This is a genomic window from Marinitenerispora sediminis (assembly GCF_003336425.1).
Taxonomy (GTDB): domain Bacteria; phylum Actinomycetota; class Actinomycetes; order Streptosporangiales; family Streptosporangiaceae; genus Marinitenerispora; species Marinitenerispora sediminis.
In genome coordinates, this window is sequence record NZ_QEIO01000120.1 from 1 (window position 1) to 25141 (window position 25141).

Annotated in this window: 22 protein-coding genes and 1 tRNA gene; 4 read left to right on the forward strand and 19 right to left on the reverse strand. The window is 67.9% G+C overall.

The features are described 5' to 3' along the window. Nucleotides 1-65 precede the first annotated feature (65 nt). Entirely contained in the window at nucleotides 66-1382 is a 1317-nt protein-coding gene (locus tag DEF28_RS20050) for an FAD-binding protein (protein WP_114399308.1), read from the reverse strand. A gap of 283 nt (nucleotides 1383-1665) precedes the next feature. Here DEF28_RS20050 and DEF28_RS20055 point away from each other — a divergent pair, with 283 nt between their 5' ends. Together DEF28_RS20055 and DEF28_RS20060 are read left to right on the forward strand one after the other, a co-directional pair. Continuing rightward, the gene (locus tag DEF28_RS20055; RefSeq protein ID WP_147280194.1) at nucleotides 1666-1974 is read left to right on the forward strand and encodes a hypothetical protein; all 309 of its coding nucleotides are present in this window, start codon (nucleotides 1666-1668) and stop codon (nucleotides 1972-1974) included. Between the two features lie 266 nt (nucleotides 1975-2240). Continuing rightward, nucleotides 2241-2735 carry a hypothetical protein gene (locus DEF28_RS20060; protein ID WP_181874372.1) on the forward strand — a complete coding sequence of 165 codons (495 nt, stop codon included), beginning with the start codon at nucleotides 2241-2243 and terminating at the stop codon, nucleotides 2733-2735. 107 nt (nucleotides 2736-2842) lie between these two features. On the opposite strand, the gene DEF28_RS20065 is transcribed toward DEF28_RS20060, so the two are convergent. The 3 genes from DEF28_RS20065 to DEF28_RS20075 all read right to left on the reverse strand — a co-directional run bounded on the left by DEF28_RS20065 (nucleotide 2843) and on the right by DEF28_RS20075 (nucleotide 6431). Further along, nucleotides 2843-3772, reverse strand: coding sequence for a glycine betaine ABC transporter substrate-binding protein (locus DEF28_RS20065; RefSeq protein ID WP_114399283.1), 930 nt, complete (start codon nucleotides 3770-3772; stop codon nucleotides 2843-2845). Between the two features lie 92 nt (nucleotides 3773-3864). After that, a complete protein-coding gene (locus DEF28_RS20070; RefSeq protein ID WP_114399309.1) occupies nucleotides 3865-5103 on the reverse strand; it encodes an ABC transporter permease in 1239 nt (412 codons plus the stop codon). Nucleotides 5104-5114: 11 nt separating this feature from the next. Then, nucleotides 5115-6431 carry a quaternary amine ABC transporter ATP-binding protein gene (locus DEF28_RS20075; RefSeq protein ID WP_199493410.1) on the reverse strand — a complete coding sequence of 439 codons (1317 nt, stop codon included), beginning with the start codon at nucleotides 6429-6431 and terminating at the stop codon, nucleotides 5115-5117. A 488-nt stretch (nucleotides 6432-6919) separates the two neighbouring features. Here DEF28_RS20075 and DEF28_RS20080 point away from each other — a divergent pair, with 488 nt between their 5' ends. Beyond that, entirely contained in the window at nucleotides 6920-7528 is a 609-nt protein-coding gene (locus DEF28_RS20080) for a rhomboid family intramembrane serine protease (protein ID WP_114399285.1), read from the forward strand. Between the two features lie 30 nt (nucleotides 7529-7558). Here DEF28_RS20080 and dcd read toward each other — a convergent pair whose 3' ends face one another. Then, nucleotides 7559-8134, reverse strand: a complete 576-nt coding sequence (dcd, locus tag DEF28_RS20085) for a dCTP deaminase (RefSeq protein ID WP_114399286.1) — start codon at nucleotides 8132-8134, stop codon at nucleotides 7559-7561. 116 nt (nucleotides 8135-8250) lie between these two features. Here dcd and DEF28_RS20090 point away from each other — a divergent pair. Next, a tRNA-Gly gene (locus tag DEF28_RS20090) sits at nucleotides 8251-8324 on the forward strand. Nucleotides 8325-8409: 85 nt separating this feature from the next. Here the strand turns inward: DEF28_RS20090 and DEF28_RS20095 are convergent. The 14 genes from DEF28_RS20095 to DEF28_RS20160 all read right to left on the reverse strand — a co-directional run bounded on the left by DEF28_RS20095 (nucleotide 8410) and on the right by DEF28_RS20160 (nucleotide 25078). Continuing rightward, nucleotides 8410-9582: a tyrosine-type recombinase/integrase gene (locus DEF28_RS20095; protein WP_114399287.1), complete on the reverse strand. Its 1173-nt coding sequence runs from the start codon at nucleotides 9580-9582 to the stop codon at nucleotides 8410-8412. Next, complete coding sequence (locus DEF28_RS20100; protein ID WP_114399288.1) at nucleotides 9582-9806, reverse strand: excisionase family DNA-binding protein; 225 nt, start codon at nucleotides 9804-9806, stop codon at nucleotides 9582-9584. The genes DEF28_RS20095 and DEF28_RS20100 overlap by 1 nt, the downstream gene beginning before the upstream one ends. Then, nucleotides 9806-11476: a replication initiator gene (locus tag DEF28_RS20105; protein WP_114399289.1), complete on the reverse strand. Its 1671-nt coding sequence runs from the start codon at nucleotides 11474-11476 to the stop codon at nucleotides 9806-9808. Before DEF28_RS20105 ends, DEF28_RS20100 begins: the two co-directional genes overlap by 1 nt. Beyond that, complete coding sequence (locus DEF28_RS20110) at nucleotides 11476-12783, reverse strand: FtsK/SpoIIIE domain-containing protein (RefSeq protein ID WP_114433293.1); 1308 nt, start codon at nucleotides 12781-12783, stop codon at nucleotides 11476-11478. Before DEF28_RS20110 ends, DEF28_RS20105 begins: the two co-directional genes overlap by 1 nt. Before the next feature lie 301 nt (nucleotides 12784-13084). Next, nucleotides 13085-13492, reverse strand: coding sequence for a plasmid replication, integration and excision activator (locus DEF28_RS20115; RefSeq protein WP_114399291.1), 408 nt, complete (start codon nucleotides 13490-13492; stop codon nucleotides 13085-13087). Between the two features lie 114 nt (nucleotides 13493-13606). After that, nucleotides 13607-14338, reverse strand: a complete 732-nt coding sequence (locus tag DEF28_RS20120; protein ID WP_374058218.1) for a GntR family transcriptional regulator — start codon at nucleotides 14336-14338, stop codon at nucleotides 13607-13609. Nucleotides 14339-14557: 219 nt separating this feature from the next. Beyond that, nucleotides 14558-14845, reverse strand: a complete 288-nt coding sequence (locus DEF28_RS20125) for a hypothetical protein (RefSeq protein ID WP_114399293.1) — start codon at nucleotides 14843-14845, stop codon at nucleotides 14558-14560. Further along, entirely contained in the window at nucleotides 14842-15225 is a 384-nt protein-coding gene (locus DEF28_RS28520; RefSeq protein ID WP_233515428.1) for a hypothetical protein, read from the reverse strand. Before DEF28_RS28520 ends, DEF28_RS20125 begins: the two co-directional genes overlap by 4 nt. Nucleotides 15226-15486: 261 nt before the next feature. Next, on the reverse strand, nucleotides 15487-16491 hold the full coding sequence (locus DEF28_RS20135; protein ID WP_114399294.1) for an IS481 family transposase: 1005 nt from the start codon (nucleotides 16489-16491) through the stop codon (nucleotides 15487-15489). 59 nt (nucleotides 16492-16550) lie between these two features. Next, a complete protein-coding gene (locus tag DEF28_RS20140) occupies nucleotides 16551-17792 on the reverse strand; it encodes an MFS transporter (protein ID WP_114399295.1) in 1242 nt (413 codons plus the stop codon). A 93-nt stretch (nucleotides 17793-17885) separates the two neighbouring features. Continuing rightward, the gene (locus tag DEF28_RS20145) at nucleotides 17886-18488 is read right to left on the reverse strand and encodes a TetR/AcrR family transcriptional regulator (RefSeq protein WP_114399296.1); all 603 of its coding nucleotides are present in this window, start codon (nucleotides 18486-18488) and stop codon (nucleotides 17886-17888) included. A 739-nt stretch (nucleotides 18489-19227) separates the two neighbouring features. Further along, nucleotides 19228-22308 carry a type I restriction endonuclease subunit R gene (locus DEF28_RS20150; protein ID WP_114399297.1) on the reverse strand — a complete coding sequence of 1027 codons (3081 nt, stop codon included), beginning with the start codon at nucleotides 22306-22308 and terminating at the stop codon, nucleotides 19228-19230. Nucleotides 22309-22311: 3 nt separating this feature from the next. Next, complete coding sequence (locus DEF28_RS20155) at nucleotides 22312-23424, reverse strand: restriction endonuclease subunit S domain-containing protein (RefSeq protein ID WP_199493412.1); 1113 nt, start codon at nucleotides 23422-23424, stop codon at nucleotides 22312-22314. 79 nt (nucleotides 23425-23503) lie between these two features. Next, a complete protein-coding gene (locus DEF28_RS20160) occupies nucleotides 23504-25078 on the reverse strand; it encodes a type I restriction-modification system subunit M (protein ID WP_114399298.1) in 1575 nt (524 codons plus the stop codon). Between the last annotated feature and the right edge of the window lie 63 nt (nucleotides 25079-25141).

Here is a 25141-nt window from a genome sequence, read left to right on the forward strand (position 1 = left end):
GCCTACACCGACCGCTGCCTGCCGCGCGGCTGAGCCGCGCGGTGGAGGCGGGGAGGCCGCGCGGCTCAGCCGCGCGGCAGGCAGCGGTCGGTGTAGGCGTTGCGGAACTTCCCGGCCGGATCGAACTCCCGGACGAGGGCGTGGAAGTCGGGCAGCCGCGGGTAGCACGCGGCCAGCGTCTCCGGTGCCGTTCCGAACAGCTTCGCCCAGTGCGGCCGGGCGCCGAGGCCGGCCAGCCGCTCCTCGATCAGCGCGATGACCGGGCGGACCGCGGCGTCGTCCGGGATCCAGGTGAAGTGGAAGGCCGCCACGTCCTGCCGGTAGGCCGGGCTCAGCCAGAGCTCGTCGGCGGCCACGGTGCGGATCTCCGAGATCTGCAGCACCGGGCTGATGCGCTCCCGGACCCCGTCCAGGGCCCGCAGTGCGGCGAGCGCGTGCCGCCGGGGGACGAAGAACTCCGACTGGAGCTCCGCGCCGCTGCTGGGCGTGAACCCGGACCGGAAGTGCGGGAGGCGTTCGTGCCACGGGCCCGCGACACCGCCCTGCTCGGTGCAGTTCTCGGCGGGCATCCCGCGGACGGGGTGCCGCGGACCCTCGGCCGGCTCCGCCTCGAACCACTCCGGCGGCGGCGCGTCCGCGCCCGGGGCGCCGGCGCGGTGCTTCAGCCACACCTGGTCGATGCGCGGTCCCCGCCAGGAGGTGAACAGGCTGACGCTGTAGGCGCCGGAGACGACGTCGTCGAAGTGGTCGTCGAGGACCTCGATCGGCAGGCCCTCGTACACGTACTGGCGGACCTCGAACGCGGGCTCGATGTCCAGCGTCAGGGCGGTGACCACACCGAGGGCGCCCAGCGACACCACGGCGCCGCGGAACCGGTCGCCGCCGGTGCGCCGGTCCAGCGTGACGGTGTCGCCGTCCGCCGTCACCAGGTCAAGGGCGGCGACGGCGGTGGCCAGGTTCCCGTTCCGGACGCCGGAGCCGTGGGTGGCGGTCGCGCACGATCCGGCGACCGAGATGTGCGGGAGCGATCCGAGGTTCCGCAGTGCGTAGCCGAGGCCGTTCAGCCGCGCCCCGAGCTCCGCGTATCGGATCCCGGCGGGCACCCGGACGGTCATGGCGGCGCTGTCCACCTCCACGGCCCCCGGTAGCCCGGAGACGTCCACCTGGATGCCGGGTGAGTCGGCGATGTCGTTGAAGGAGTGCCCGCTGCCGAGCGCACGCAGCCGGGGGGTGCCGGCGACCACGCGCCGGAGTTCGTCCGCCGACGAGGGGCGCACGACGCGCTCCGCGCCGAAGGTGAGGTTGCCCGCCCAGTTCGTCCGCCGCACCCTCGGCCTCCGCGTGGCTCGCCGCGGGGCGCCCGGGTCCGGCCGCCCCGTCATGGCGGCCATTGTGGCACCCGACCGCGCGGCCGGCCAGAGGGAGCGGGTCGGGGGCGGTTCCGGCCGGGCCCCGGTCCCCGGCGGCCCTCGGTCCGCACTCCGCGCGAGCCGAATACCCCGGTTTCCAGCCGGCCCGCAACAGAGGTGCCGAACGTCGGGCCAGGTCGGCTGCCCCTCAGCGGGGTTCTCCGCCCAAGGAGCACGGAAAACGCCGCCGAGCGGCATTCGGCCACACCTGGCCGATCGGCTTGTCGATCATCGCGCACCCGCTGAACTTGGTGCTATGTCAGTCCCCGACCCCGCCCCCAGCCCTCGGGGTCCCGCCCGTCCCTGGTGGGTGCTGCTGTCCCGCTGGATGAACGGAGCACGGGTGTGCGCCGTTCCCGACTGCATCGAGCTGACCGACCCCGACCTCTGGCACTGCCGCACGCATATCCGCGAGTTGCGCGCGGCTCTCGGGGAGCACCGGTGCGCCGAACCCGACTGCGTCGTGCCGCGCGACGGCGACGACCCCCTCTGCCACGACCATCGCGACGCGGAGCTGATCGCCGGGTACGTACCCGAGTCGGCGGCCGGGCGGTGGAACATGTGAGCTCCTCCCCGGACCCGGCGACACGCCGCGGGCGTCTCCGGGCGGCACCGCCGACACGCCGCGCCGCGGCGTGCGGGCGCGTCGGCCGCGGCGGAGGCGTCGGAATCAGGAGCGCCTGCGGCACACCGGATCCCGCTATTCCGGACAGCCGGATGCCCCTGTTTCAGTCGTTGCGCATTCGGCCGTTCCGGTGCGCCCGAACCCGATAGTGTTCTTTCGTCGGTTGCCATCCATTCCCTGTGACGCACACCAAGAGAGGCGTGTCTGTGACCGAGAGGGTTCGCCTGGTCTGCCCGTTGGGCCGCAAGCACGCGGAGTCGTGGGGCGGTGTCGCGCTGGTCGCCGCCGGAGCGCTCGCCATCGTGCTGAATCCGACGGGGTGGGCGAATCTGGCGCTCGGGATCGTCCTGGTCCTCGGCGGCGCGGCCCTCGCCTGGCACGGGTTCCGGACGCACCAGCCCGTCCTGGAGATCGACACCGAGGAGTTCCGCTACACCCTCGGACGCTACGTGGTGCGGATCCCGTTCAGCGAGATCGGCTCCTACTACGTCCTGCGCGGCCGCACACGCTCGCTCGGGCTGTGCGACACCACCGGGCGCCCGCACAACTTCCCGTCCGTGGCGGGCCGCCGGGCCAGTCGGCCCTACCTCCCGCTGACCGGAATGGTCTCGCCGGCGCGGATCGACGCGTTCATGAGCGCGGCTGGTGTCCCGCCGCGCGACCGGTCGCTGACCTCGGGCGGCCCGTCCGGCGGATCCTGACCGGACCGGTCGGCGCCCGGCGCCGCAGCCGACACGAGGGGGCCGCTCCCGCTGCACGCGGGGCGGCCCCTTCCATGTCGGCCGGACTCCTCGGGACGGCCCGGGAGTCAGAAGGTGAGGTCGGCGGCGGCCTCGCCCATGACCCCCTGGAGGTAGTCGGGGTTGTCGCGCAGCCAGGCGCGGGCGCCCTCCTCCTCGTCGTCCTTGTGGTCCACCAGCACGCTCTGCTCCAGCTCGCCGAGCTGCTCGTCGCTGAGCTTGAAGTTCTGCAGCCAGCCGTTCAGCTCGGGGAAGTCCGCGCCGAAGCCGGCGCGGCCGACCATGTGGATCTCCTCGCCCTCGCCCATGGCGCCCTCCGGATCCTCCAGGTCCTTCAGGTCGTACTGGGCGTAGGCGATGTGGGGGCGCCAGAGCGTCACCACAATCGGCTCCTCGGCGTTGATCGCGCTCTCCAGCTCGGTCAGCATGGCCGCCGTCGAGGACTCCACGAGCTGGTAGTCCTCCAGCCCGTAGGCGGGGACGGCGTTCTCCTTGACCGTGCGGACCAGCCCGGAACCGGCCTCGATGCCGACGATCTCGCCGCCGAACTCGTCCTCCCGGCCGCGGAGGTCCTCGATCGAGTCCACGTCCTCGACGTAGGACGGGACCGTCAGCTCCAGGGTCGCGTTGTCGTACCAGACGCCGATGTCCTCCAGCTGGTCCTGGTAGTTCTCCCAGTAGTCGGCGTGCGTGTCGGGCAGCCAGGTGTCGAGGAAGAGGTCCACGTCCCCGCGCGCCATGCCCTCGTACAGCGGCGCGACGTCGACGTTCTCGATGGTGACGTCGTAGCCCTGCTCCTCCAGTACCACCTTCCACAGGTTGGTGACGGCGATGTCCTCCTCCCAGGGGATCATGCCGATGCTGATCTCCTGGCCGGCGCCGCCGCCGTCCTCCGGGCCGGTGGCGACTCCGCCGCCCTCGCCGTTGCACGCGGTGGCCACCAGCGCCAGCGCGGCGACCGCGGCTCCCAGGCCGAGCGTCCGGCCGCTGCGTTCCATGACTCGCACGTCTTGTCTTCCTTCCAGTGCGGAGTGGCGGCGGGGGCCCCGGAACGCGGTGCCGCGGCCCCCGCCTTGGTCGTCGTGCGCGGTCACCGCGCGGCGCGCTGCGCCCGGGCGGCCGGGGAGAACCGGGTCACCGCGCCGGTCAGCCGGTCCAGGAAGATCGCCAGGACGACCACCGCGATACCGCCCTCGAAGCCGAGGGCCACGTCGCTGCGCGCGATGCCGGTGTAGACGTCGTTGCCGAGGCCGCCGGCGCCGACCATGCCCGCGATGACCACCATCGACAGGCTGAGCATGATGACCTGGTTGACGCCGGCCATGATCGTCGCCAGCGCGAGGGGCAGCTGGATCCGCCGCAGGATCTGCAGGTCGGGGGCGCCGAACGCCTCGCCGGCCTCGATCAGCTCCTTGTCGACCTGCCGGATGCCGAGCTCGGTCAGCCGCACGCCGGGCGGCATCGCGAAGATGACGGTGGCGATGATGCCCGGGACCTGGCCGACGCCGAAGAAGGAGATCGCCGGGATCAGGTAGACGAAGGCCGGCAGGGTCTGCATGAAGTCCAGGACCGGCTTGACGACACGGCTGGCCCGGTCGTTGTAGGCGGCCAGGATGCCGATGGGCACCGAGATGACCACGGCGACCGCGGTGGCCACCAGGATCAGCGCGAGGCTGCTCATGGCGGCCTCCCACTTGTCCATGCTGATGATCAGCAGGAAGCCGAGCAGCGCGAACACCGCGAGCCGCCAGCCGGCCACCGCCAGCGCCAGGGCGGTGAAGAGCAGCATCACCAGCAGCGCGGGCTGCACGCCCAGGATGTGCTGTGCGACGAACAGCGCGAGCAGCGCCGCTGAGGAGCCGCCGGCGAGCCGCCACTGCGCGGCCGACCGGGTGGCGGCGAGGCTGGTCGCGACCAGCGCCGCGAGCAGCAGCAGCGCGAGGACCAGCTGCGGGTCCACGTAGTCCGCGCCGAACAGTCCCATCGCCCACAGGAACAGCGGGGCCGGCAGGTTCTGGATGGCGAGCGCCGCCACTCCGGCCGCGCCCTCGGCGACGGCGAGCACCAGCCACACCGCCACGGCGAGCGCGGCCGGCCGGGGGCGACCGCGCCTAACCAGGCCGAACGCCACGATCGCGGCGGCGAGGACGGTGAGCTGCGCGGCCGACGGCTCGGTCAGCAGGCCGGCGAGGGTGTCGACGCTGGCGCCGATCACCTCACCGATCGCGTCGAACGCGGGTTTGAAGGTGAGCTGCACCCACGTGATGGCGGCCTCGAACCAGGCCCCGACCGGGGCCTTGGGCAGCGTGATCTCCAGCGGGGCGAGCATGGTGGCGGCGGTCACTGCCGGCTCCCCTCGTCGGATCCGGCGAGGGCACCGGAGGCGGGAGGCGAGGTCGCCTGGTCGGCGTCCTCGGGACTCTCGGCGGGCTCGGGGCTCTCGGGGGCCTCGGGGCTCTCGGCGGGCTCAGGACTCTCTGTGCTCGGGGGTGCCAGCGCGGCGAGCAGCGTGACCCGCGGGATCACGCCGACCAGCCGGCCGTCGTCGTCCACCACCGCGAGCGGGTAGGGGCTCTCGGCGGCCTGGTGGAAGAGGTCGGCCACGGCGGTGTCGGGGTGCACACGCTCGACGGCGGTGTCCACGAGCCCCGCGAGGTCGGTGGCACCGGTGCGGACCGCCTCGCCGATGGCGTCCTCGCGCACCGCTCCGACCAGCTGCCGGTTGCGCCGCACGACGAACGCCGACACGGTCTGGTTCTCCCGCATGGTGCGCAGGGCCGTGCGCGGCCCGTGCCCCGGGTCGATGACCGGGATCGGCGGCTCCATGACGGACGACGCCGTGAGCACCCGGGTCCGGTCGACGTCCTCCACGAACTGGGCCACGTAGTCGTTGGCCGGGTCGTTGAGGATCTCCTCGGCGGTGCCGATCTGCGCGACGCGGCCGTCCCGCAGCACGCAGATGCGGTCGCCCAGCCGCATGGCCTCGTTGAGGTCGTGGGTGATGAAGACGATGGTCTTGCCGAGGCTGGCCTGGAGTTCGAGGAGCTGCGTCTGCATGTCCCGCCGGATGAGCGGGTCCAGCGCGCTGAACGCCTCGTCCATGAGGATGATGTCGGTGTCGGCTGCGAGCGCGCGGGCGAGGCCCACGCGCTGCTGCATACCGCCGGAGAGCTGCTGCGGCAGCCGGTCCTCCCAGCCGGCGAGGCCCACCAGCCCGAGCGAGTGCCGCGCCTTCTCCAGGCGCTCCTCGCGGGGCACGCCGCGGACCTCCAGGCCGTAGGCGGCGTTCTCCAGCACACTCCGGTGCGGGAAGAGCGCGAAGTGCTGGAAGACCATGCTGATCTTGCGGCTGCGCACCTGGCGCAGGGCGGCTCCGGAGAGGCGGGTGATGTCGGTCCCGTCGATCTCCACCGTCCCGGAGGTCGGTTCCAGCAGGCCGTTCAGCATCCGGATCAGCGTCGACTTGCCGGAGCCCGACAGGCCCATGACGACGAAGATCTCGCCCGCCCTCACCTCGAAGGAGACGTCGATGACGGCCGCCGTCACGTTCAGCTGGCGGATCTCGTCCCGGTGCCGCCCGTCGGAGAGCAGCTCGACGGCCCTGCTCGCGCGCTTCCCGAACACCTTGTACAGCTTCTCTGCGCGTACTGCTGGCACGGTCTCCTCTTCGGTCGTTCTGCCGCCGGAGACAGTGCGTCCCGCACTCCCGGCCGGCCCTGCCGTTGCGCCGTCCCGCGGCGCGCGAGGCCGGAGCGAGCGCGGCCCGGCCGCCACCGACCTCGCCGGAGACCCGTGGTCACCCGTCATCGGCCGGGCGAGACATGCACTTTACGTCCGGTTTAGGTCGATAGGTCACCTTACAGAGATCATCCTTGAGAACCCTGTGACCACATCACGGCGAGGTAACGCGTTTAACCATCGAAAATCCGGAACCCCGACCTACGCCCAGCAAACCCATCCACCGGATGCAAGGTTTTGTGATTTAGCACACTGCCATAAACAATGTGATCTGCACCACAATTTTGACGACTGCGCAGCTCAGGTTGGTTACGCAGTGATCATCCGCGTGTCTGATGGGTGAGGACCCCCGGGCCCGCCAGGACACCACTCGGCACGACCAGGGGCGGTCGCATAAAGTCGAAAGCGTGACGCAGTCCCGGATACGCGCCATCCTCGCCGTCGTGGCCCTGACCGCCGTGATGTGGATCCTGGAGATCTTCGACCTGCTGGCGGGCAACGCCCTCGACGTCTACGGCATCCGTCCCCGCACCATCGACGACCTCGGCCACATCTTCACGGCGCCGTTCCTGCACTACGGCTTCGACCACCTGGTGGCCAACACCGTGCCGCTGCTCGTACTCGGCTCCCTGGTGGCCTTCAGCGGCCTCGGGAGATTCGCCGCGGCATCCCTCATCATCGTCGTCGTGAGCGGCCTGGGCGTCTGGTTGATCTCCCCGCCCAACAGCGTCACCCTGGGGGCCAGCGGGCTGATCTTCGGCTACTTCGGCTTCCTGGTGCTGCGCGGCATCATCGAACGCAGGACGATCGACATCGTCATCATGATCTGCGTCGTCATCTTCTACGGCACGATGGTCTTCGGCGTCTTCCCCCAGCAGGCCGGGGTCTCCTGGCAGGCCCACCTGTTCGGCTTCCTCGGCGGCCTGTTCGCCGCCTACGCCCTGCCCCGCCGCAACCGGCGGACCCCGGTCAGCGGCGGCTACGACTACGGCCCCCAGGGCCACCAGCGCTTCTGACCGCCACGCCGCAGCACCCGGCGCCCGCCGTCAGACGCGGGCGCGCGAGAAGTTCAGGTACGACCGCGACGGTGTGGGCCCCCGCTGGTCCTGGTACCGCGACCCGTACCGCTGCGACCCGTAGGGGTGCTCCGCCGGCGAGGTCAGCCGGAACATGCACAGCTGCCCGATCTTCATCCCCGGGTACAGCTTCATCGGCAGCGTCGCCACGTTCGACAGCTCCAACGTCACATGCCCCGAGAACCCTGGATCGATGAACCCCGCCGTGGAGTGCGTGAGCAGCCCCAGCCGCCCCAGCGAACTCTTCCCCTCCAGCCGGCTCGCGATGTCGTCCGGCAGCGTCACGACCTCGTAGGTCGACGCCAGCACGAACTCCCCCGGATGCAGCACGAACGGCTCATCCCCGTCCGGCTCCACCAGCCGCGTGAGATCCGGCTGCTCGACCGACGGATCGATGTGCGGATACTTGTGGTTCTCGAACACCCGGAAGTACCGATCGAGCCGGACGTCAATGCTCGACGGCTGGACCAACCCCGGGTCATACGGATCGATCTTGACCCGCCCGGCCTCGATTTCCGACCTGATATCGCGATCACAGAGCAACACGTTCCAGAACCTACCTGGTACCCCGCACCGCCCCGCCTCCCGAGCCGGAGTTACCGGTACCGCCGGGGTGTCGAGTACGATAACCTTCGGTACGAGCCGCACAGCGGATCGCCAACGCGGATGTAGTTCAATGGTAGAACTTCAGCTTCCCAAGCTGATAACGCGGGTTCGATTCCCGTCATCCGCTCCAAAGCACCAAAAGGCCAGGTGAATCGGGGTAAACCGAACACCTGGCCGAACTGCTTTCCGGGGCCTTCTAGGAGCCCGCGTGCCCGCTACGTGCCCGATGCCGAGTCGCCGTCATCGGCCGCGCCGTCACCCTCCTCTGTCTGCTCGCCCTCCTTCTGTCCCTTCTTCAGCTCTTCGCCGGCCCGCTCCCCCAGGCGGTCAGCCACCTCACGCGCGTGCTCGTCCCGGGCGTGCAGGTACACCATGGCCGCGCGCGAGCTGGAGTGTCCCATCCGGTTCATCAGCTCCCGCAGCGACGCCCCCGCCTCAGCCGCGTAGGTGTTTCCGGTGTGCCGAAGATCGTGGAAGTGGACGCCCACCAAGCCCACCGCCTCACACGCCTTCGCCCAGTACGGAGTGAAGTTGCTGCGCCGCAGCGGGTTCCCCTTGACGCCGACGAAGACGTATCCGTTCGGCCCAGGGGCGGCGTACTCGTCCAAGTGCCGACGAAGCTCGTCAATGATCAGCTCGGGGAGCGGCACGGACCGCCGGCCCGCCCGGGACTTCGGTTTCCCCTCCACGAGTTGGCCGACGTCCACGACGGTCCACTGCACCGACACCGTCCGCCGCTCAAGGTCGAGGTAGCGCCGCCGCAACCCCGCAAGCTCACCCCACCGCAGGTGGCCGAACGTCGCCAGCAGCACCAGCGCCCGGTACCGGGGCTTGATCGCGTCAGCCACCTTGAACACCTCGGCGACGGAAAGAACCGGGCGTTCCTCACTGTCCTCCTTGTCGGCCCCCTTGATCCGACACGGGTTCTCGCGAATCAGCCGGTCCGACACGGCCGTGTTCAGGATGGCCCGCATCAGCCGGTACGCCTTTGGAACCTGCCCCTTGCCCGTCTTCCGCCGCAGCCGGGCAGCGCGCCACTTGCGCACATCGGCTTCCGTGATGTCCTTGATCATCATTCCGCCGAAGGTCGGGTTCAGATGCAGGCGAAGCAGGTCCTCATACGTCCGTGTGGTCTTCTCGCTCAGGTCACGCTGTGGCATCCATTCCTCCGCGTAGTCCCTGAACAACACCTCACCGGCGTGCGGGTCCCACCAGCCGTCACGTGTGATCTCGGCTTCCTTCAGGGTGAGCCAGCGGTCGGCTTCCTTCTTGGTCGCGAAGGTGAACGGCGCCGGGTGGTCGACGCCATCCGGGCCGGGGTAACGAGCCTGGAACCGCCCCGAGGGGAGTTTCCGGACGCGTCCGAAGCGCCGCTTCTTCGAAGCCATCAGGCAGCCCTCCTCATACCGAGCCTGAGCGGTTCGACCACGCCGGCCGCGATGAACTCTTCAAGCGCGGGTTCGGGAATGCGGACGTGTCGGCCGATCCGCACGAAGGTGATCCGGCGTTCCTCGATCAACCGGCGCGGGTAGCGCTCGGTGGTGTTGAGCCGTTCGGCGGCTTGCTTGACGGTCAGCAGCCGTCCCGGGGCGGTTGTGGTCGTGCGTGGCATCAGGCGGCACTCTCCATTGCCGAAAGATTGGTGTGGCGTGCGTGGTCGAGTTGGGAGCGGCGTTTCAGTGCCTCACCGACCGCGCGCAGGAGGCGGTGTTCTCGGGGCGCCACGTCGGGGTCGGTGGGTCGGGCGAGTTCCCAGGCGTGGTTGCCGGAAGAAACCGGGACCGGCCAGGCGGAGCCGTTCGCGCCCTGGTCCTCGTCACGGGACGGGTCGATGCCGAGCTGTTCGAGGACCCAGGCGAGGCGGTCGGCCTTGTGGTCGGCCAGGGTCTTGCCGGACCACTTGCGGGAGACCAGGACGCGGCGGCCGGCATAGCCCAGATGCTCACGCTTGTGCGCCTTCGAACGGCAGAAACCAGGCCGCATCCCGCCTTTGGCGTCCTGGGGCTGGATCCCGTAGCGCAGCCAGTTCGCGCAGCGAGGCGAGCACGGTTCGAACCGCAGGGCCTCAACGAGGCGGTCCACGTGCCGCTGCTGGGCGTCGGTCTCCACGGTGTGGCATTCGGCGATGTCCTTGGTCAGGTACTTCGCCAGGTAGCGGACGCACCGCTCAGCGTCTGGGGAGCCGGCCAGGACGCCTTTAGCGTCGACCTGGGGGCCGAAGCGGACCACGTGCATGGGTTGCGCGTCAGGGTCAGCGTCGAGGACGTCCAGGGCCTCATCCCACGTGGGCAGCAGTTCGCCCGTGGCCGGATCGACGTAGTTCCCCGTCGCGTCATCCCACACCGGCAGGTGGTCGTCCTGGAACACCACGGTGTCCGCTGGGGGCCACCAGACTTGGTGGTAGGTGGCGGCGGCGATCTGGCGCAGCTCCGCGCGGGGGATGGTGCCCCGGGTGGCCATGTGCAGATGCGGCGCCAACCGGCGTTGCGGCTCCACGGTGGCGAAGTACTGCACGTCGAACCCGGCCACGCGGCGGAGGTTCTGCACGAACCGGTCGATCAGCTTGGAGAAGTGCAGCGCGTCCCGGGCCGCCCGCCGGTAGTCATACGTGGCCGGGTCTACCGGGGTGCCGTCGGAGCGGACGCGGCCGTAGGTGTCGCAGGTGAGCGTGATGAACAGCGACGGGCGGAACACCTTCCCGGTGGCGGGGTCTTCGAAGGTCTGGCCGACCGTTCGGCGGGTCATCGGCCGGCGGGGGAGGTCCGGGGCATCCTGACGGCGACGAGTCGAGCGAACACGGCGTGCCCGCTGCTGGTCTGGGGGCGGTGCGGTCTTGCCCCGCAGCCCGGACGCGGTGATCTCCTCATCCAGCTCCGCGATGACCTCATCCAGCCCCGCCAGGTCATCGGCGTCAGCGTCGCCGGATGCGGCCAGGGCGTCACGTTCGGCGGTGACCCGAGCCCGCCACTCCACCCACCACGTCTGCTGATCCGTTGGCGGGTCCGGCGTCACGGTCGGTTCCTCGGTGAGGTGCCAGCCCTCCTCACACTGGGTCCGGCGCAGCGACCGCTTCCGCCGAGCGCACGCCGGGCAGCGCGACTCCAGAGTGGACCCGCACGGGACGTCCACGATCTCGGTCCGGCCGGTCGCCAGGTCGGTGCGGCGCAGGGCCACGGGCCGTATGCACACGCCCTTGTCGGCCGCGATCCGCTCCGCCACCTCACGCGCGAGTGGCTGTGCCATCCGCTCAGCCCGCGTGGTCTTGCCGGTCGGTGTGGGCATCAGGCCACCCCTTCCATGTCGGTGGCCATGGCGGTGATGTCCTCATCGGAGACGTACGCCGCCCGGACACGGACGGGGATGGACGAGCCCTCCAAGCGGACGAAGGCGACGCCGGGCAGGTCGGGGTCGATCAAGTGCGCGTTCGCACCACGATCCCGCGCCCCCTCGCCAAGCACCATGTCCACCTGCGAGGCTTCATCCAGCCGGAGAGCGATCTTGTCGGGGAACAGGTTCCGGAGGTTGAGGACCTCTTTGCGCGGGTCTTGAAGAGCGGCGAGAACGGCGACGCCGACCGAACGCCCCTGCGAGGTGAGGGTGGCAAGCGCGTTCTCCGCCCGTCGCCTGACGTCACGGTCCGGGTGGTAGGCGGTCAGGAAGGCGACCTCATCGACCACGATCACGAGGAACGGGTCATCCACGGTGGGGACGTGCGCGCGCTGCTTGCCGGCATAGCGCGCCGCGCGGTCCTGCATCGCGGCCACCGCTCTCTCAAGGAGTTCAACGGCGGCTTCCCCGTCATCGGCGTAGCGCGCGAACAGAGTGCGGCCGTAGGACAACTCCATCCGCTTCGGGTCGATCGCCCACACCCGCACGGTTCCCGCCTCGATCGCCGGAGTCATGGCGCGCACCGCCGACCAGATGACGGAGCCCTTACCGGACCCAGTCACGCCGACGGTGAGGACGTGGGTTCCGTGCAGGCGGAGCAGCCACGGGGAGCCGTCCTCACAGGTCCCCATCGGCAGCGCCTTCAAGTCCACGTCAGCCGGGACGGGCATTGCGCCGATCGTGTCGGCGAGCATGTCCCGGCGGGGGAACTCCAGGACGATGTCGCGCGGACCCCGGACGGTGACCCGGCACGACGGGGCGCCGAAGCCGTGCGCCAGCTCGACAACGCGTTCTTCGAAGTCGGCCGGGGACGTGCCGGCCACCAGCTTCACTCGGACGCGGTCCGACCAGTCCGAGCACGTCACCCGGCGGATACGGGGAAGGTACTGGCGCTCAAGGTAGGACTCGGCGAGGCCAGCGACGACGAGGACGGGTTGCCAGTGCCGGTGGTAGACCCACACCCACCGCCACGCCCCGAGCGCCCGCAGCCCTACCAGCCGCCGGAACGAGGACGGCCAGCGCCACCACCACACACCGAGTCCCCCGCCGACAAGGGCCAGGGCCACGCCCAGCCACACCCACCCGAGCCAGTACGCGACAGCGGCCGAGCCGGTCAGCGAGCCGACCAGGACCGGGAAGCGGAACGGCAACCGGACCAGGAATCCGACCAGGCGGGCGATCCACCCACCGATCACGAACACGGCCGGCGTCGGGACGACCGGGGTCGAGAACCGGAAGGTCTGCGCGGGAACGGGCGCGGTGCTTCCTCAGCCGGGGACAGCGGTTTCGTGGCGTTGTGTCGGTCACGGACCATGCGCAGCAGGTCACGAATCTCGCGGATCGTGACGCGCGGACGGCGATCAGACATAATCAACAAACCTCTTCTGTATTCGTTGGTTGGTAGCCAGTGGCGGGAGAGTCAGCGGGCCGGGGATGTTGGCGCATCCGGTGGCCCCAAGGGGGCGGCTGATGTTGGAGCACCAGCCGCCCCACTTCGTTTGGTCAGGCAGCGTCCTTAGCCGAGGTGGAGCGGCGGCCAGCGGCACCGGGGGCCTTCACCCCGCGCGCCCGCAGGGAGTACGCGATCCGGTTCCGGCCACGCCCCAGTTCTTCGATGTAGGGCCGCACCGCCATACCCTCGAACTCCACCGGGCGGAACGGCAGGCCGGGCGCCTCATCGGGCAGCGTCGGGCACACCTCAGCGGCGATCTTCACCTTCACCGACTTGGCCTTGCCCCGCGCTTCGGGGTCGGCATCGATCACGTCCACCGCCCACATGGGCAGACCCGTGTCCTTGTCCACCTCGGGACGCTTCGTCTCGAAGTTCGTGATCGCCTCCACCCCGAGGGCGTACGCGCCGTGCGGGAACACGACTCCGAACTCCACCGGCAGAGCACCCTGAATCGCCATACGAAAAGCTCCTCACCAGATAACCAGTCGACCACTTGTCCGGTCGAGTGACCACCACAATAGCCGACCCCCACTCGTTCGGACAAGTGGTTAAGTGGTCGGCATGTTGCAGGACTACGCGGCGGGGTAGGAGTCCTCAAGTTCGTGCAGGTCACCGGGCAGAACCACATCCGCTACGGCAATCACGTTGTCCGAGGCATCCAGGATGCGAGCAACGATCCCGAGGACCGGTGTCCCCTCATCTAGGCTGAGCAGGGCAGTTTCCTGCTCGGTGGCCAGGCGAGCCGAGAGACGTTCCGTGATCCTGGCTGGGCGAACCTTCTTGACCATCTGAAGGTGCTCACGCGCTCCGATGCTGATCACACGGCCGTCGTCAAGGTCGGTCCCCGAAGCCACGTCGAGCGGAAACCACAGAGTCACCAGTTCGCTCGGTTCGCCGGCAATGAGCACCAGGCGGCGACGCATGATCGCGGGGGAGCCCTCCGGGAGCCCCAGGGCATCGGCGATCGGGCCAGCGACGGACTCGCGCCCCGCATTGGTGATGCGGCTGGACTTGGGGTCCTCCGAGGCATCGAAGGCACTTGCCCCCGCGTGCGAGCGTTCTGCCGCTACCTGGGGAATCCCCCGCACGAACGAGCCACGTCCGTGCTCCCGCTCAATCCAGCCCTGCAGGCTGAGTATCTGTAGCGCCCGAACGACCGTCGAGCGGCCAGCTCCGAACTCGCGCACCATCCGAGACTCTGAAGGAAGCTTCTCTCCCACGGGGTATGTGCCGTCCTGGATCCGCTCTTGGATCGCATGGACGATCTGCACATACTTCGGAGGTGCAAACTCCAAGCTGGACATCTTGATCACCTGGTGACTCTAGTACTCGTGTAGACAAGCAGCTTACTTTGCGGGGGTGTGACCTGTCAGGCCCCCATGGTGGGTGGCCAGGTCAGGACAGGGCACGCGGTGGGAAGCACGACATACGGGACGTGCACGTCACCACAAGGAGGGGTGGACCCGCGCGCCCCGGGAGGGGAAGGCATCCCGACGGGCAAAGTTCCCGGGACGCGCGGGGGTCTAGCTGGCAGCGTTGGGGCGTGCCGCGCGAGGAGAAGGCGCCAGCAACTTCATGACGAACTGCTGAAGCGCGGGCTCGATGATCGTCGGTTCCGTGCTGGTACGCGGGTCGCGATCAGTGGCCCACCACAGAGCGTGGGTCCGGCGGATGATGTATCGGTCGCCGAACCACTGGTGGAGCATGTCCAGAACGGGGGCATAGTCCTGGGGAGGGACCGCGTCGATCATGTACGCCCATTGACGCAAGGCGACCAGGTCGTCAGGAGCCGGGAGGTCGAAGCCGCTCACTGCCCCACCCCCAGGGCAACAGCAGTACGGATCACGTCCCGCAGCTCGGCTAGGTCGTCGTCAGCCTGCGGAGTGGTACGGGAAATCTGCGTCAGCAGGTCCAGGCCCCGCCGGGTCCGGTCCTGTTCAACAACGCTCTTTCGCTCTTCCCATGCCTCGAAGGGACGGCGCGGAAGCGCATACGCCCGGGGGTCGCTGCCGTCCATCAGAATGGGCGCCGGCGCGGGAAGAGTCTGCACCCGCGCAGGAGGGACGAGAACAAGAGTATGGGGAGCAGTCCGGCGATGCCGCCCCGTGGGGCCGGACACCAGCCAGATGATGAGCGCTCGGGTTCGGGCGATAAGGTGCTTCACGTCAGCCTGCTTCCTCAGGTTGGCCACGCCCCCGGACACCTAGCCCGTGTCGCGGGGGTCACGTGCACTTATGCCTAAGCGGCAGCGGGAACGACGCCGGTACCTCTGCAATTGGAGCAGGGGACCGAACGGGGTTGTTCGGTCGCGTCGTTCCTCGGACGCAGGACGATGAGCCGCCGGGGAAGCACTGTCTTGTACCCCCTGCCACGGCATGACCTGCACTTGTTGGCCGCTTCGGTCTGCCTCACCCTTCAAGCATCCCGTGACGGGCCGTACACTTCCCATGGCCTAGTTGTATGAGGGCCGGACGTTGGTGACGCCTTCTCGCAGTCGGGATGCTGGTGGCTGGCCGCCCGCGCCTGAGTGTGGTCGGTGATAGTTGTAGTGGATGTTCCAGACCGCGATTGCAGCTGAGCGCGCATCCTCGCTGATGAAGTCCCGGGCGTAGAGCAGTTCTTCGGCCAGGATCCGCTGATAGCGCTCAACCTTGCCGTTGTGTCGAGGTGTGTAGGGCTTGGTCTTCTGATGCCGGGACTGTCTGCCCACGATCCGGGCGAAGTCTCCGGAGCGGTAACACGCGCCGTTGTCGGTGACGACACGGTGGATGTGGGTGATGCCGTGGGCGGCGAACCAGATCTTGGCTCGGGCTAGGAACGCTGCCGCGGTGGCTCCTTTCTCATCGGGTAGAGGTTCGGTGTAGGAGAGCCGCGAGAAGCCGTCGATGGCGGAGTGCAGGTAGGTGTACCCACCCCGTGCGCCGGCCGACTTGGCGCGACCGGCGGCCTTGGCTTGGTCACTATCGCGGCCGTGGATGCGCCATCCGCCGCCGTCGGGGATCCTGCCGACTTTCTTCACGTCCAGGTGCACTATGTGCCCGGGCCAGCGGGCGGTGATCTTGCCCGGTTTGCGGTTGCTGTCACCGTCAGGGTCGAGGAAGCGGCGTCGGCCAAGGCTGAGTCGGTTCAAGTGCCGAGTCACGGTACGGCGGTTGATCCGGTAGCCCAGGTCTGCGAGTTCGTCGGTGATGCGTTGGGCCGACCATTTGTGTTCGCGCCGCCAGGTCTCGATGTGCTCTATGACCCATGTAGGTGTCGCATGCGGACTCCGATGCGGAGTCGATGTGCGGTCTTGAAGTCCGGCGTCACCGTGACGCCGCCATCGGTTGACCCACTTCGATGCGCACGCCCGCGAGATTCCCATCTCGGCGGCCACGTGTGCGATAGGCCGGTTCTTGCATCGCTCGACCAAACGTCGTCGTCCTTCAAGGCTGAGCGGCGCGTTCGCATGGGTCATGCCTTGACCTCGCCGGAGCGGTTTGCCAGCAAGCAATTCACAGTGGTCTCCCGATCGGTTCAGATGTCTTCGGTCAAGGCAGACAGGAGGGACTGGTCCGATTCCGCTTCCGATGCGTCATCGGGTGCACCGCGTCGCAAGTACGGGCTGGCCAGGGCGGGCAAGATGGCGGCGATTGCCAGGATTGCCAGACCGATCCCGAGGACGACCGGTGATCGCAAGCCATGCAGCGGGATGAGCGCGGAGCCGACAGCCGACCCGATGATGACGCCAAGGGTGATGAACGAGCCGTGGATCGTGTTCACCAGTGGTGCGGTGCTTCCTGCACGCTGGACGCGGACAGCCATGGCGGGGTTCATGGTGACGCCGACCAGGCCGATCCCGAGCATGAACGCCAGCGCCAGTGACGGAATGTCGGTGAAGAGCGCGAAGCCGGTGAGGAAGAGGGCGTTCAGTGCGGTGCCGAGCAGTAGCGTGGAGATCGTGTGCTTGTCGGCCAGGCGGCCGACGACGAGATTCCCAACCAGGGTCGCCGCTCCGTAGACGAGCAGAAGAACGGGCACGAGGCTGTCCGAGAAGCCGGTGACTTCGGTGAGGATCGGGGTGAAGAAGCTGAATGCCGAGAACGTCGCTCCGATGATGAGCGTGCTGGAGGCGAGGGCGAGCAAGAACTGGGGCTTTCGCAGCACGGCCAAATCCGAACGGGTCGATGCGGCGGGCTCAACACCGCCGTCGGCCGGTGCGGCGGGGTTCGACACGAAGGCCAGCGTCAGGATGGCGGCGACCAGGGTGATCGCTGAGATAGTCCAGAACGCGGTCTGCCAGCCAAACCGGCCACCGACGAAGGTCGCGAGCGGCAGGCCGAGCAGAGTCCCGAGCATCAGCCCGTTCATGACGACAGCGACCGCGCGTCCGCGCACCCGCTCGTCGACCAATTGGACGCCCATCGAGACCGCGATACCGAAGAACGCCTGCGAGGCGGCCCCGCTGGTGATCCGGGCGAGGACCATCATCGGATACCCGGTCGCGAGCGCTGCGATGACGTTGCCGACGAGGAAGATCGCGAAGACGGTCATGAGCGCGGTCTTCGGCGGAACCTTGAGCAGGGCGAAGGTGAGCGGTGGGCCTCCGACGGCCATTGCGACGGCGAAGATCGTCACGAGGTAGCCGATCTGCGGGATCCCGGTGCCGAGGCCTTCCGCGAGCTGGGGCATGAGGCCTGCGACGGTGAACTCGCTGGTCACCATCGCGAACACCCCGGCGGCGAGGACGTACACCGCGGATGGGACGGCCTTCTTCACGGCTGGTGCTGTTGCTGTGCTCAAGAGAAACTCTTTCTGTACTTGATTATCCAAAATATGGGCGTGAAGAAGCGCCGCCGGGCAGCGGCGCGGTCAGTGCAGGAGGGAACTCAATCCGGCCAGAGCGATCCGGCGGAGCGTCTCGACGTCAACGCCGGTCTGCGCGGTCACGCGCAGGCCCGAGATGACGGTGCTGGCGAGCACGGCCCCGTCGTCGGGATCTACGCCTTTGGCGATCGACCCGTCGATCTGACCGGCCCGGATCGCTCCGGACAGAAGGGAGAGCCGCTCGCGCAGGTCGCGGTCGAGGATTCGGCTCACGCGCTCGTCCCGCTCACGCAGGTCCGGGCTCATGAGGCTCTGCACGACCATGCAGCCGGCCGCGTGGCCGCGGTTCGCCGCCTGCAGCTCCTCGTCCATGACGACGTCGACAAGGGTGCGCAACCTCTCCGCGCCCGTCAGCTCGTCGTCGGCGAGGATCGTCGATTGGCGCGCTCCGGTCGTCGCGACGTAGTGCTGCAAGGCCCGCACAAACAGCTCATCCTTGGAGACGAACGCGTTGTACAGGCTGCTGCGGCGCACGCTCGCCGCCTCGCAAAGCTGCTCGGTCGAGGTCTCGGCGAAGCCGTGTACGCGGAACTCACGCACCGCGGCATCAAGTACTGCGGTCTCGTCGAACGTACGTGGTCTGGCCATGAGGCGAACCTAGCATGTTTTGGATCGCAGAATCCATAATACCCACCTCGAAGCCGCGGCGCCTCGCCGACCGTCACCAACCTCCTGCCCCGCAACATTTAGACGACGGACGACGCCATGACCTGGGGCGCTACACAACAAGCTGGATTGACGCGCTATGAGAACCCGATCGCAGGGCGGAAACCTGAGAGAATTCCCAGGGAACACCGACGTGCGGGCGTCGGTGAACGTGACCGCATCCGGACGCCCCGCCCCTCGGCCGGTCGGTACGCGGTCGGATATCACCTGAGCAACGGTGAATGCATTCTTCTGGCCCAAAGGGTGGTTGCCACTGGACTGGGTCGCGCCCACGTCCGAGCCGGGCGCCCCCGGAGGGCAGCTACCACGCCATAGCGAGGCATTGCAGGTCATGTCTCGGTAGCGGCCGCCCAACGCATGCGCGTTTCAACACAGCTGCACGCCGTCGCCTGCGGGCTCACCTCTAGTCGGCCACCGCGCCAGGTCCGCGATACCGCCAAACCGCGTCAGCTCTGTCCACTCAGCCATGCGGTCCCTCACCCCAACCGAACTCGACGAGCGGACGAGCAGACTCCAACGCGCCTCAACCAGTGCCGCCAGCGGCGCCGCACTGGAGTATCAGCCAGGTCGTCCTCAGGCGCGGCACAGGGGATGGATCAACGCTCGACCAGCGCAACGAGGCCCGGCAACCACCACGAGTTGCCGGGCCTCCGCGCGTTCGTCAGTCAACGAGGTAGTGGGCTTGGATGTAGGCGACAGTGGAGTCATACGGCTCCCCCACCGGCTTCAGCATGTACCGGCGGAAGACCGCCGCGGTAGCGCGGCGGACGCCTCTGTTGCGCTCGTCGGCGTTGTCCCATGATTGGGCGAGGGTGCGGGTGACCACTTGGTCGATCTCTTGGGCCAGGTTCCGCTCCGTGACGGTGAGGCCGGACGGCGCGTGGTCGTGGATGATCCGTGACAGGACACCCACGTGGTCGTCGTCCAGCACGACGACGGCTTCATCCGGGTGTTTCTGGGCGTTCACGATGGCGCGGGCGACCCGGAGCGCCTCGGAGAGGAAGTCCAAAGAGTCCTGAGCGTTCTGGATGAGCCGGTCACGCAGTTTCCTGATCCGCTCCGCCAGGGCGGTGTACTTCGCCGACCCCGGGTCGACGCCCTTGTCGAGCGCGGCCTTGATGCGGTCCAGGATCTCCGCCGCGGACGGCGGCGTCTTGTCCTCGCCATCGTCCTTGCCCAGCTTGGGGTGGACGAGCGCCAGCAGCTCCTTCAGGACCGCGATGCCCTGAGCGTCCAGGACGAGGGGTTCCTTTTGGGAAGCGACCACGGAGAAGGAGTGGACGTGGGCATTGATGATCTCCAGGACCATCGGCCCCAGCTCGCTGAGCCGTTCCTTCCGCTCCTCGTCGGAGGACTGCTTGAACAGGGTCGTGTACACGGATCCGAACAGCCCGAAGCCGTCCCGGTACTTGGCGATGCGCTTGTCGGTGTTGATGAGCGGGTAGAGCCGGGCCAGGAGCCGGTAGTCCCTGCTGAACACCTCGGCCGCGCCGGGGTTGGCGTCCAGGAAGGCGTTGATGGCCCGCACGGACTGGTATCCGGGGACCGTGAGGTCCAGGTCGTCCACGTCCGCGAACAGGTCTTCGATGCGGGCGAAGGTGGTGCGGAACTCGGCGACCAGCTCGGACAGGTCGGTGACGAACCCGCCCCCCTTGCCGGCCCCTTCCTTCGACGTGGGGTCGGTGACGGCCCGCTGGACCTCCTCGGCCAGGCCGATGTAGTCCACGACCACGCCGCAGGTCTTCGCGAATCCGGTCGGGGAGACCCAGGTGCGGTTCGTGCGGGTGATCGTCTGGAACAGGTTGTGGGCCTTCAGCGGCTTGTCCAGGTAGAGGACGCCCTCGTTGGGGGCGTCGAACCCGGTCATCAGCTTCGCGGTCACCACTAGGAAGCACAGCGGGTCGTCCGGGGTGAGGAACCGCCGTTTCTGCTCCTCCTCCTCAGCCTCGGAGAGCCGGAACGGCCGCATCGCGGGGTCTTCGTCCTTGGAGTCGGAGACGGAGATGTTGACCTCGGCGGTGATCCGGCCGTGCTTGCCGACTTCGGCGAGTATCTGTGACGCTTCGAAGCCGGCCAGCAGCTCGTTGATCTTGTCGGTGTAGGCCACGGCCAGCTCACGGTTGTAGGTGACGACCTGGGCCTTGAGGCCGTTGCGGTAGGCGCCGGCCAGGTAGTGGTCCACGATGTGCTGGCAGACCGTGTGAATGCGGTCGGGGTTGGCGAACACCGAGGTGAGGCGCCCGAACTTGCGGGACAAGGTCTCACGGTCGGGGTCGTCGAGGTCGAAGTCGTCGGCGAACTGGTCGAATTCGGCCTGCAGCGCCTGGTCGTTCATCTCGAAGGAGACCGGATGCGGTTCGAGCATGACCGGAACGGTGGCCTCGTCCAGCAGGGACCGGGACACCGAATAGCGGTGGAGCACCCTGTCCGGGTCAGTCTCCTCGCCGAAGAGGGCGAAGGTGTCGGTGGCGAGGTTTCTCAGGGGGGTGCCGGTCATGCCGAAGAACCTTGCGTTCGGCAGTGCTGCGCGCATCTGCCCGGCCAGGGACTTCGATCTGGTGGACTGGGTGCGGTGTGCCTCGTCGACCAGCACGATGATGTTGTCCCGCCTCGACAGGTTCTTGCCGGCGTCGGCGAACTTGTGGACGGTCGTGGAGATGACGCCGCGCACATCGTCGGCCAGCAGGGAACGCAACTCCTGACCGGTGGCGGGCTCGTGGAAGTAGGCGTCCCCCATCGCGGAGGTGAACACCCCGGAGGTCTGCCGGACGAGCTGGAGCCGGTCGGAGAGCAGGATGATCGTGGGTGAGTCGGTGCGAGTGTCGGCCAGCAGCAGCGAGGCGGCGAACACCATCAGCAGCGTCTTCCCCGACCCCTGGTGGTGCCAGATCAGGCCCTTGGACCCGCCTTCCAGGACCCGCTGGTGGATCAGGTGCGCGGCCTCCCGCTGCGGGTAGCGTGGCAGATACTTCGTGTCCGCCCCGCCCCCGGAGGTGTCGAAGAGGGCGAAGTTGGCGAGGATGTCCAGGACCGTGGCCGGATTCATCAGCAGCTCGACGGAGCGCTGCACGTCGGCCTGGCCGGAGAGGTTCTCGTCGTCGGCAGTGGAGCGGAACGGCTGCCACAGGTTCGTGGGCGCGCCGACAGCGCCGAACCGCAGCTTCAGTCCGTCGGAGGCCACGGCGAAGACATTGGGGGTGAAGAACCACGGGTACTCGGTGGCGTAAACGTCGTTGATCTCGCGGGCGGCATCGGCCCACCCGGACTTCGAGGTCGGGGATTTCACCTCGACCACGACCAGGGGCAGACCATTGACCCAGTACACGAGATCGAAGCGGCGGGAGGTCTTGCCGGGGACGGTGATGGTCACCTCGTCCGAGACGACCAGGGTGTTGGCGGTCGGGTGTTCGAGATCGATGACCTTCAGGGTGTGCCACACGCCATCAGCGTTCCGGAACTCTTTGCGCCCGCGCAGCAGGTGCAGCACCTGCTCGTTAGCGCGAACCAGGCCGCCCTCCACCGCGTTGACCATGGCGGTGATCTCCTCGACGACCGCGTCCACATCGAAGCCGTCGATCAACCCCGGGTTGAGCCGGATGATGGTGTCCCGCAGTTGGCCGGTGACCACCGTCTGCGTCGACTCACGCGGCAACGACCTACCCGCAGTGAAGGCCCAGCCCATCGGGAGGGACCATTTGATCATCAGGTTCTGGAACTCACGCTCCCGAATGCCCCTCGCCACGGATCAGACCTCCTGCTCGACGGATCTGATGTCGATGGTGCGATCCAACAATCCCGTCAGCAGCCGGGCGCGGACCTGACGAAGCCGGGTGGCTTCAGCACGCAGAGCAGTAAGTGTCGCCTCCATCGCCTCAAGCTCGGCCACGACTTCGCGCTGCCGGTCGATCGAGGGGAGGCGGACGGACATGCTCTTCGAGCGCTTGGCACTGATGTGCTTGATGTTGGATCCGCCCGCGACGTCGAGGAACGCCCCAGACTCGTATGCCCACATGCTCCAGTGGAACGCGAACTCAGGAATGCAAATGCCTTCGAGCGCGCGAAGCCGTAGGAGGGTCATCTGGGTGCAGACAGGGGCAGGAAGTTCGTCTCGCCACATGGCGGGCATTCCGACTGCTTTCGCGCTTGCGCTGCCCTCGGACACCACAATGTCGCCGTACCGGAGTCCGAACTTCTCGCGCTCCGCCGGGTCGAAGTTCATCTCCAGGACGTCGGAAAGGTCCAGCGTCCCGTATCCGACGTTCGCAGAACGTAGATACGGCGTCATATAGGGGCCGCTGGCGCGTTCAGGAGTACGACGAACCCCGGTCGAGAAGTCGAAGGCGTGCTCGGCCCTGACCGGCTCCACCAACTCATCGGTCATGTGGTCGGCTCGGCGACGACGCAGAACCAGAGACAGCGACTCGCCCTCGCCGTCGAGGGCGGTGATCTGGTCGTCGACTGCGCCGATGACCTCGACAATCCGCTCCTGTGTTGACAGCGGTGGCAGGGCGATGGGGATGGTGCTGAACACCTTGAAGGGAAGGCTGCGCCTGCGGTTTACACTTCCCCGTGCATTGTTGGCATACTCGGCTAGCATCCGCGGGCTACGGACCATCAGCTCGGCGTACTCCGGCAGCGCAGCCCCGTCCCCCCGCCAACAGAGGGTGGTGTACATGGGGCTAATGACTCCGGTCTCTCCAAGGTTGTTCCGGGCGATGGCCCCCTCGTCAATGTGGATCGTTGAATACGCCCATCCTCCTGGTGCAACGGACTTGTAGCCGTCAAGCTTCTCGGACGCGATCCTCTTGTCGAAGTAGTCGTCAGCACGGACGAATCCGTCGTACTTGGACAGGCTCATCACAGTCGGCTCCTCCGGGTGTGCCCCCAGCTTGGAGTTGTCCGCCGAAAAGAGCCGTCCGAGGGTAGTCTGCTGCCAATCACTCATCGAAGCCCTCAATCCCGGCGTCAGCGAGGACGGCTAGCATGCGCTGTTCAATCTTCTGACGCTCAGCTCGGGCAAGGTTATACGCCTCGATCAGAGCGGGCAGGTCTTCGCTCTCGGCGGCAGCCTGCTTGATGTAGCGGCCGATGTTGAGGTCGTACCCGTTCGCCGAGATCTCCGCTGCGGGGACGAATTGGACCGAGATTCTGCCGTCGCCGTCAGGATCGAGTGGGTTGCCGTCAGCGTCGAATTTCGAGTGGTAGGCGGTCACCACATCGGCGATGTCCGTCTCGGTCAGGACGTTGCGGTTCTTGGCTTTGGTGAACCGCTTGGAGGCGTCGATGAATAGCACCCCGTCCTGGCGCTCCTCGGCCTTGGTGCCGGCGGCACGGAACACGAGGATGCAGGTCGGAATGGAAGTCGAATAGAAGAGGTTCGCCGGCAGGCCGATCACAGCTTCAAGGAGGTCGTCGTCTAGAACGCGCTTGCGGATGGCAGCTTCCTGGCCGCCGCGGAAGAGGACGCCGTGGGGAAGGACGACGCCGGCACGGCCCTTCTTCGGGCCCATGCTGGCGATCATGTGCTGTACGAACGCCCAGTCCGCCGATGACTGCGGGGCGACCCCGCCGATGGCGCGCGGGTCGTTCTTCCAGGGCTTCCACTTCAGGCTGTAGGGCGGGTTGGCGACGATCACATCGAACTGCGCGAGGGACCCGTCCGGCTTCTTGAAACGCGGGTCCTTCAGGGTGTCGCCGACCGCAACCTGAAACTGGGTGAGGTTGTGCATGAAGAGGTTCATGCGCGCGACACCCGCAGTGTCCGCTACGGCCTCCTGCCCGTACAGGCTGAGCGTGTATCCACGCCCGCCGCGGGCCTTCAAGAGGTTCGCGGCGGCGATGAGCATGCCGCCCGAACCGCAGGTCGGGTCGTACACCGACTCGTGGCCCTTGGGGTCGAGGAGCTCGACGAGCAGCTCGACGACCTCGCGCGGGGTGAAGAACTGGCCGGCGCGGGTGCCGGACCCGTCGGAGAACCGCTTCAGCAGGTACTCATACGCACCGCCGAGCACATCGTGGGACATGTTGCCCTCGTGCATCTTCGGAGTGCGATCCATCGCCTGCATGACCGCCGCCAGCACTTCCGCCGGCAGCACCTCTTCGGAGGTCCAGGTCATGGTCCCGAACAGGCGGGAGAACTTGTCAGGGTTGGCCGTCTCGATGGCCTGCAGGGAGGCGCGGACCCGCTGACCGAGGCCGGGCTGTGTGACGGTGGCGAGGATGGACGACCAGGAAGCACGGCGCTCCCGGACGGTGCCGGGGTAGATCAACGGGATCTCGAACGACTGGTAGTCGCGGTACTCGATCTCGTGGGCTTCCTCCGCAGAGAGATAGTCCAGGCCCTCGTTTTCGACCAGGAACTCCTCGTGGTTGTGTTCCCAGGTGTCCGACAGGTACTTCCAGAACATCAACGGGAAGACGACCGAGGAGTACTGCGCTTCGGGCATCGCCACGCGCAGCTCGTCGGCGGCGTCCCACAACCGGCTCTCGATCTCCTGCTGGGTCACTGCCATCAGTCGGGGGTCCTTGCTCGTCAAAGGGAGGCGACACGAAGGTCGTGGTGCTACTGCTCGTCA

What these genes read in the sequence shown, in the direction of transcription:
- DEF28_RS20050 (WP_114399308.1), bottom strand. Translation starts at nt 1,382, where the DNA reads ATGACGGGGCGGCCGGACCCGGGCGCCCCGCGGCGAGCCACGCGGAGG.
- DEF28_RS20055 (WP_147280194.1), top strand. Translation starts at nt 1,666, where the DNA reads ATGTCAGTCCCCGACCCCGCCCCCAGCCCTCGGGGTCCCGCCCGTCCC.
- DEF28_RS20065 (WP_114399283.1), bottom strand. Translation starts at nt 3,772, where the DNA reads ATGGAACGCAGCGGCCGGACGCTCGGCCTGGGAGCCGCGGTCGCCGCG.
- DEF28_RS20070 (WP_114399309.1), bottom strand. Translation starts at nt 5,103, where the DNA reads ATGCTCGCCCCGCTGGAGATCACGCTGCCCAAGGCCCCGGTCGGGGCC.
- DEF28_RS20095 (WP_114399287.1), bottom strand. Translation starts at nt 9,582, where the DNA reads ATGGCTTCGAAGAAGCGGCGCTTCGGACGCGTCCGGAAACTCCCCTCG.
- DEF28_RS20100 (WP_114399288.1), bottom strand. Translation starts at nt 9,806, where the DNA reads ATGCCACGCACGACCACAACCGCCCCGGGACGGCTGCTGACCGTCAAG.
- DEF28_RS20105 (WP_114399289.1), bottom strand. Translation starts at nt 11,476, where the DNA reads ATGCCCACACCGACCGGCAAGACCACGCGGGCTGAGCGGATGGCACAG.
- DEF28_RS20115 (WP_114399291.1), bottom strand. Translation starts at nt 13,492, where the DNA reads ATGGCGATTCAGGGTGCTCTGCCGGTGGAGTTCGGAGTCGTGTTCCCG.
- DEF28_RS20120 (WP_374058218.1), bottom strand. Translation starts at nt 14,338, where the DNA reads ATGTCCAGCTTGGAGTTTGCACCTCCGAAGTATGTGCAGATCGTCCAT.
- DEF28_RS20135 (WP_114399294.1), bottom strand. Translation starts at nt 16,491, where the DNA reads ATGACCCATGCGAACGCGCCGCTCAGCCTTGAAGGACGACGACGTTTG.
- DEF28_RS20145 (WP_114399296.1), bottom strand. Translation starts at nt 18,488, where the DNA reads ATGGCCAGACCACGTACGTTCGACGAGACCGCAGTACTTGATGCCGCG.
- DEF28_RS20155 (WP_199493412.1), bottom strand. Translation starts at nt 23,424, where the DNA reads ATGAGCCTGTCCAAGTACGACGGATTCGTCCGTGCTGACGACTACTTC.
- DEF28_RS20160 (WP_114399298.1), bottom strand. Translation starts at nt 25,078, where the DNA reads ATGGCAGTGACCCAGCAGGAGATCGAGAGCCGGTTGTGGGACGCCGCC.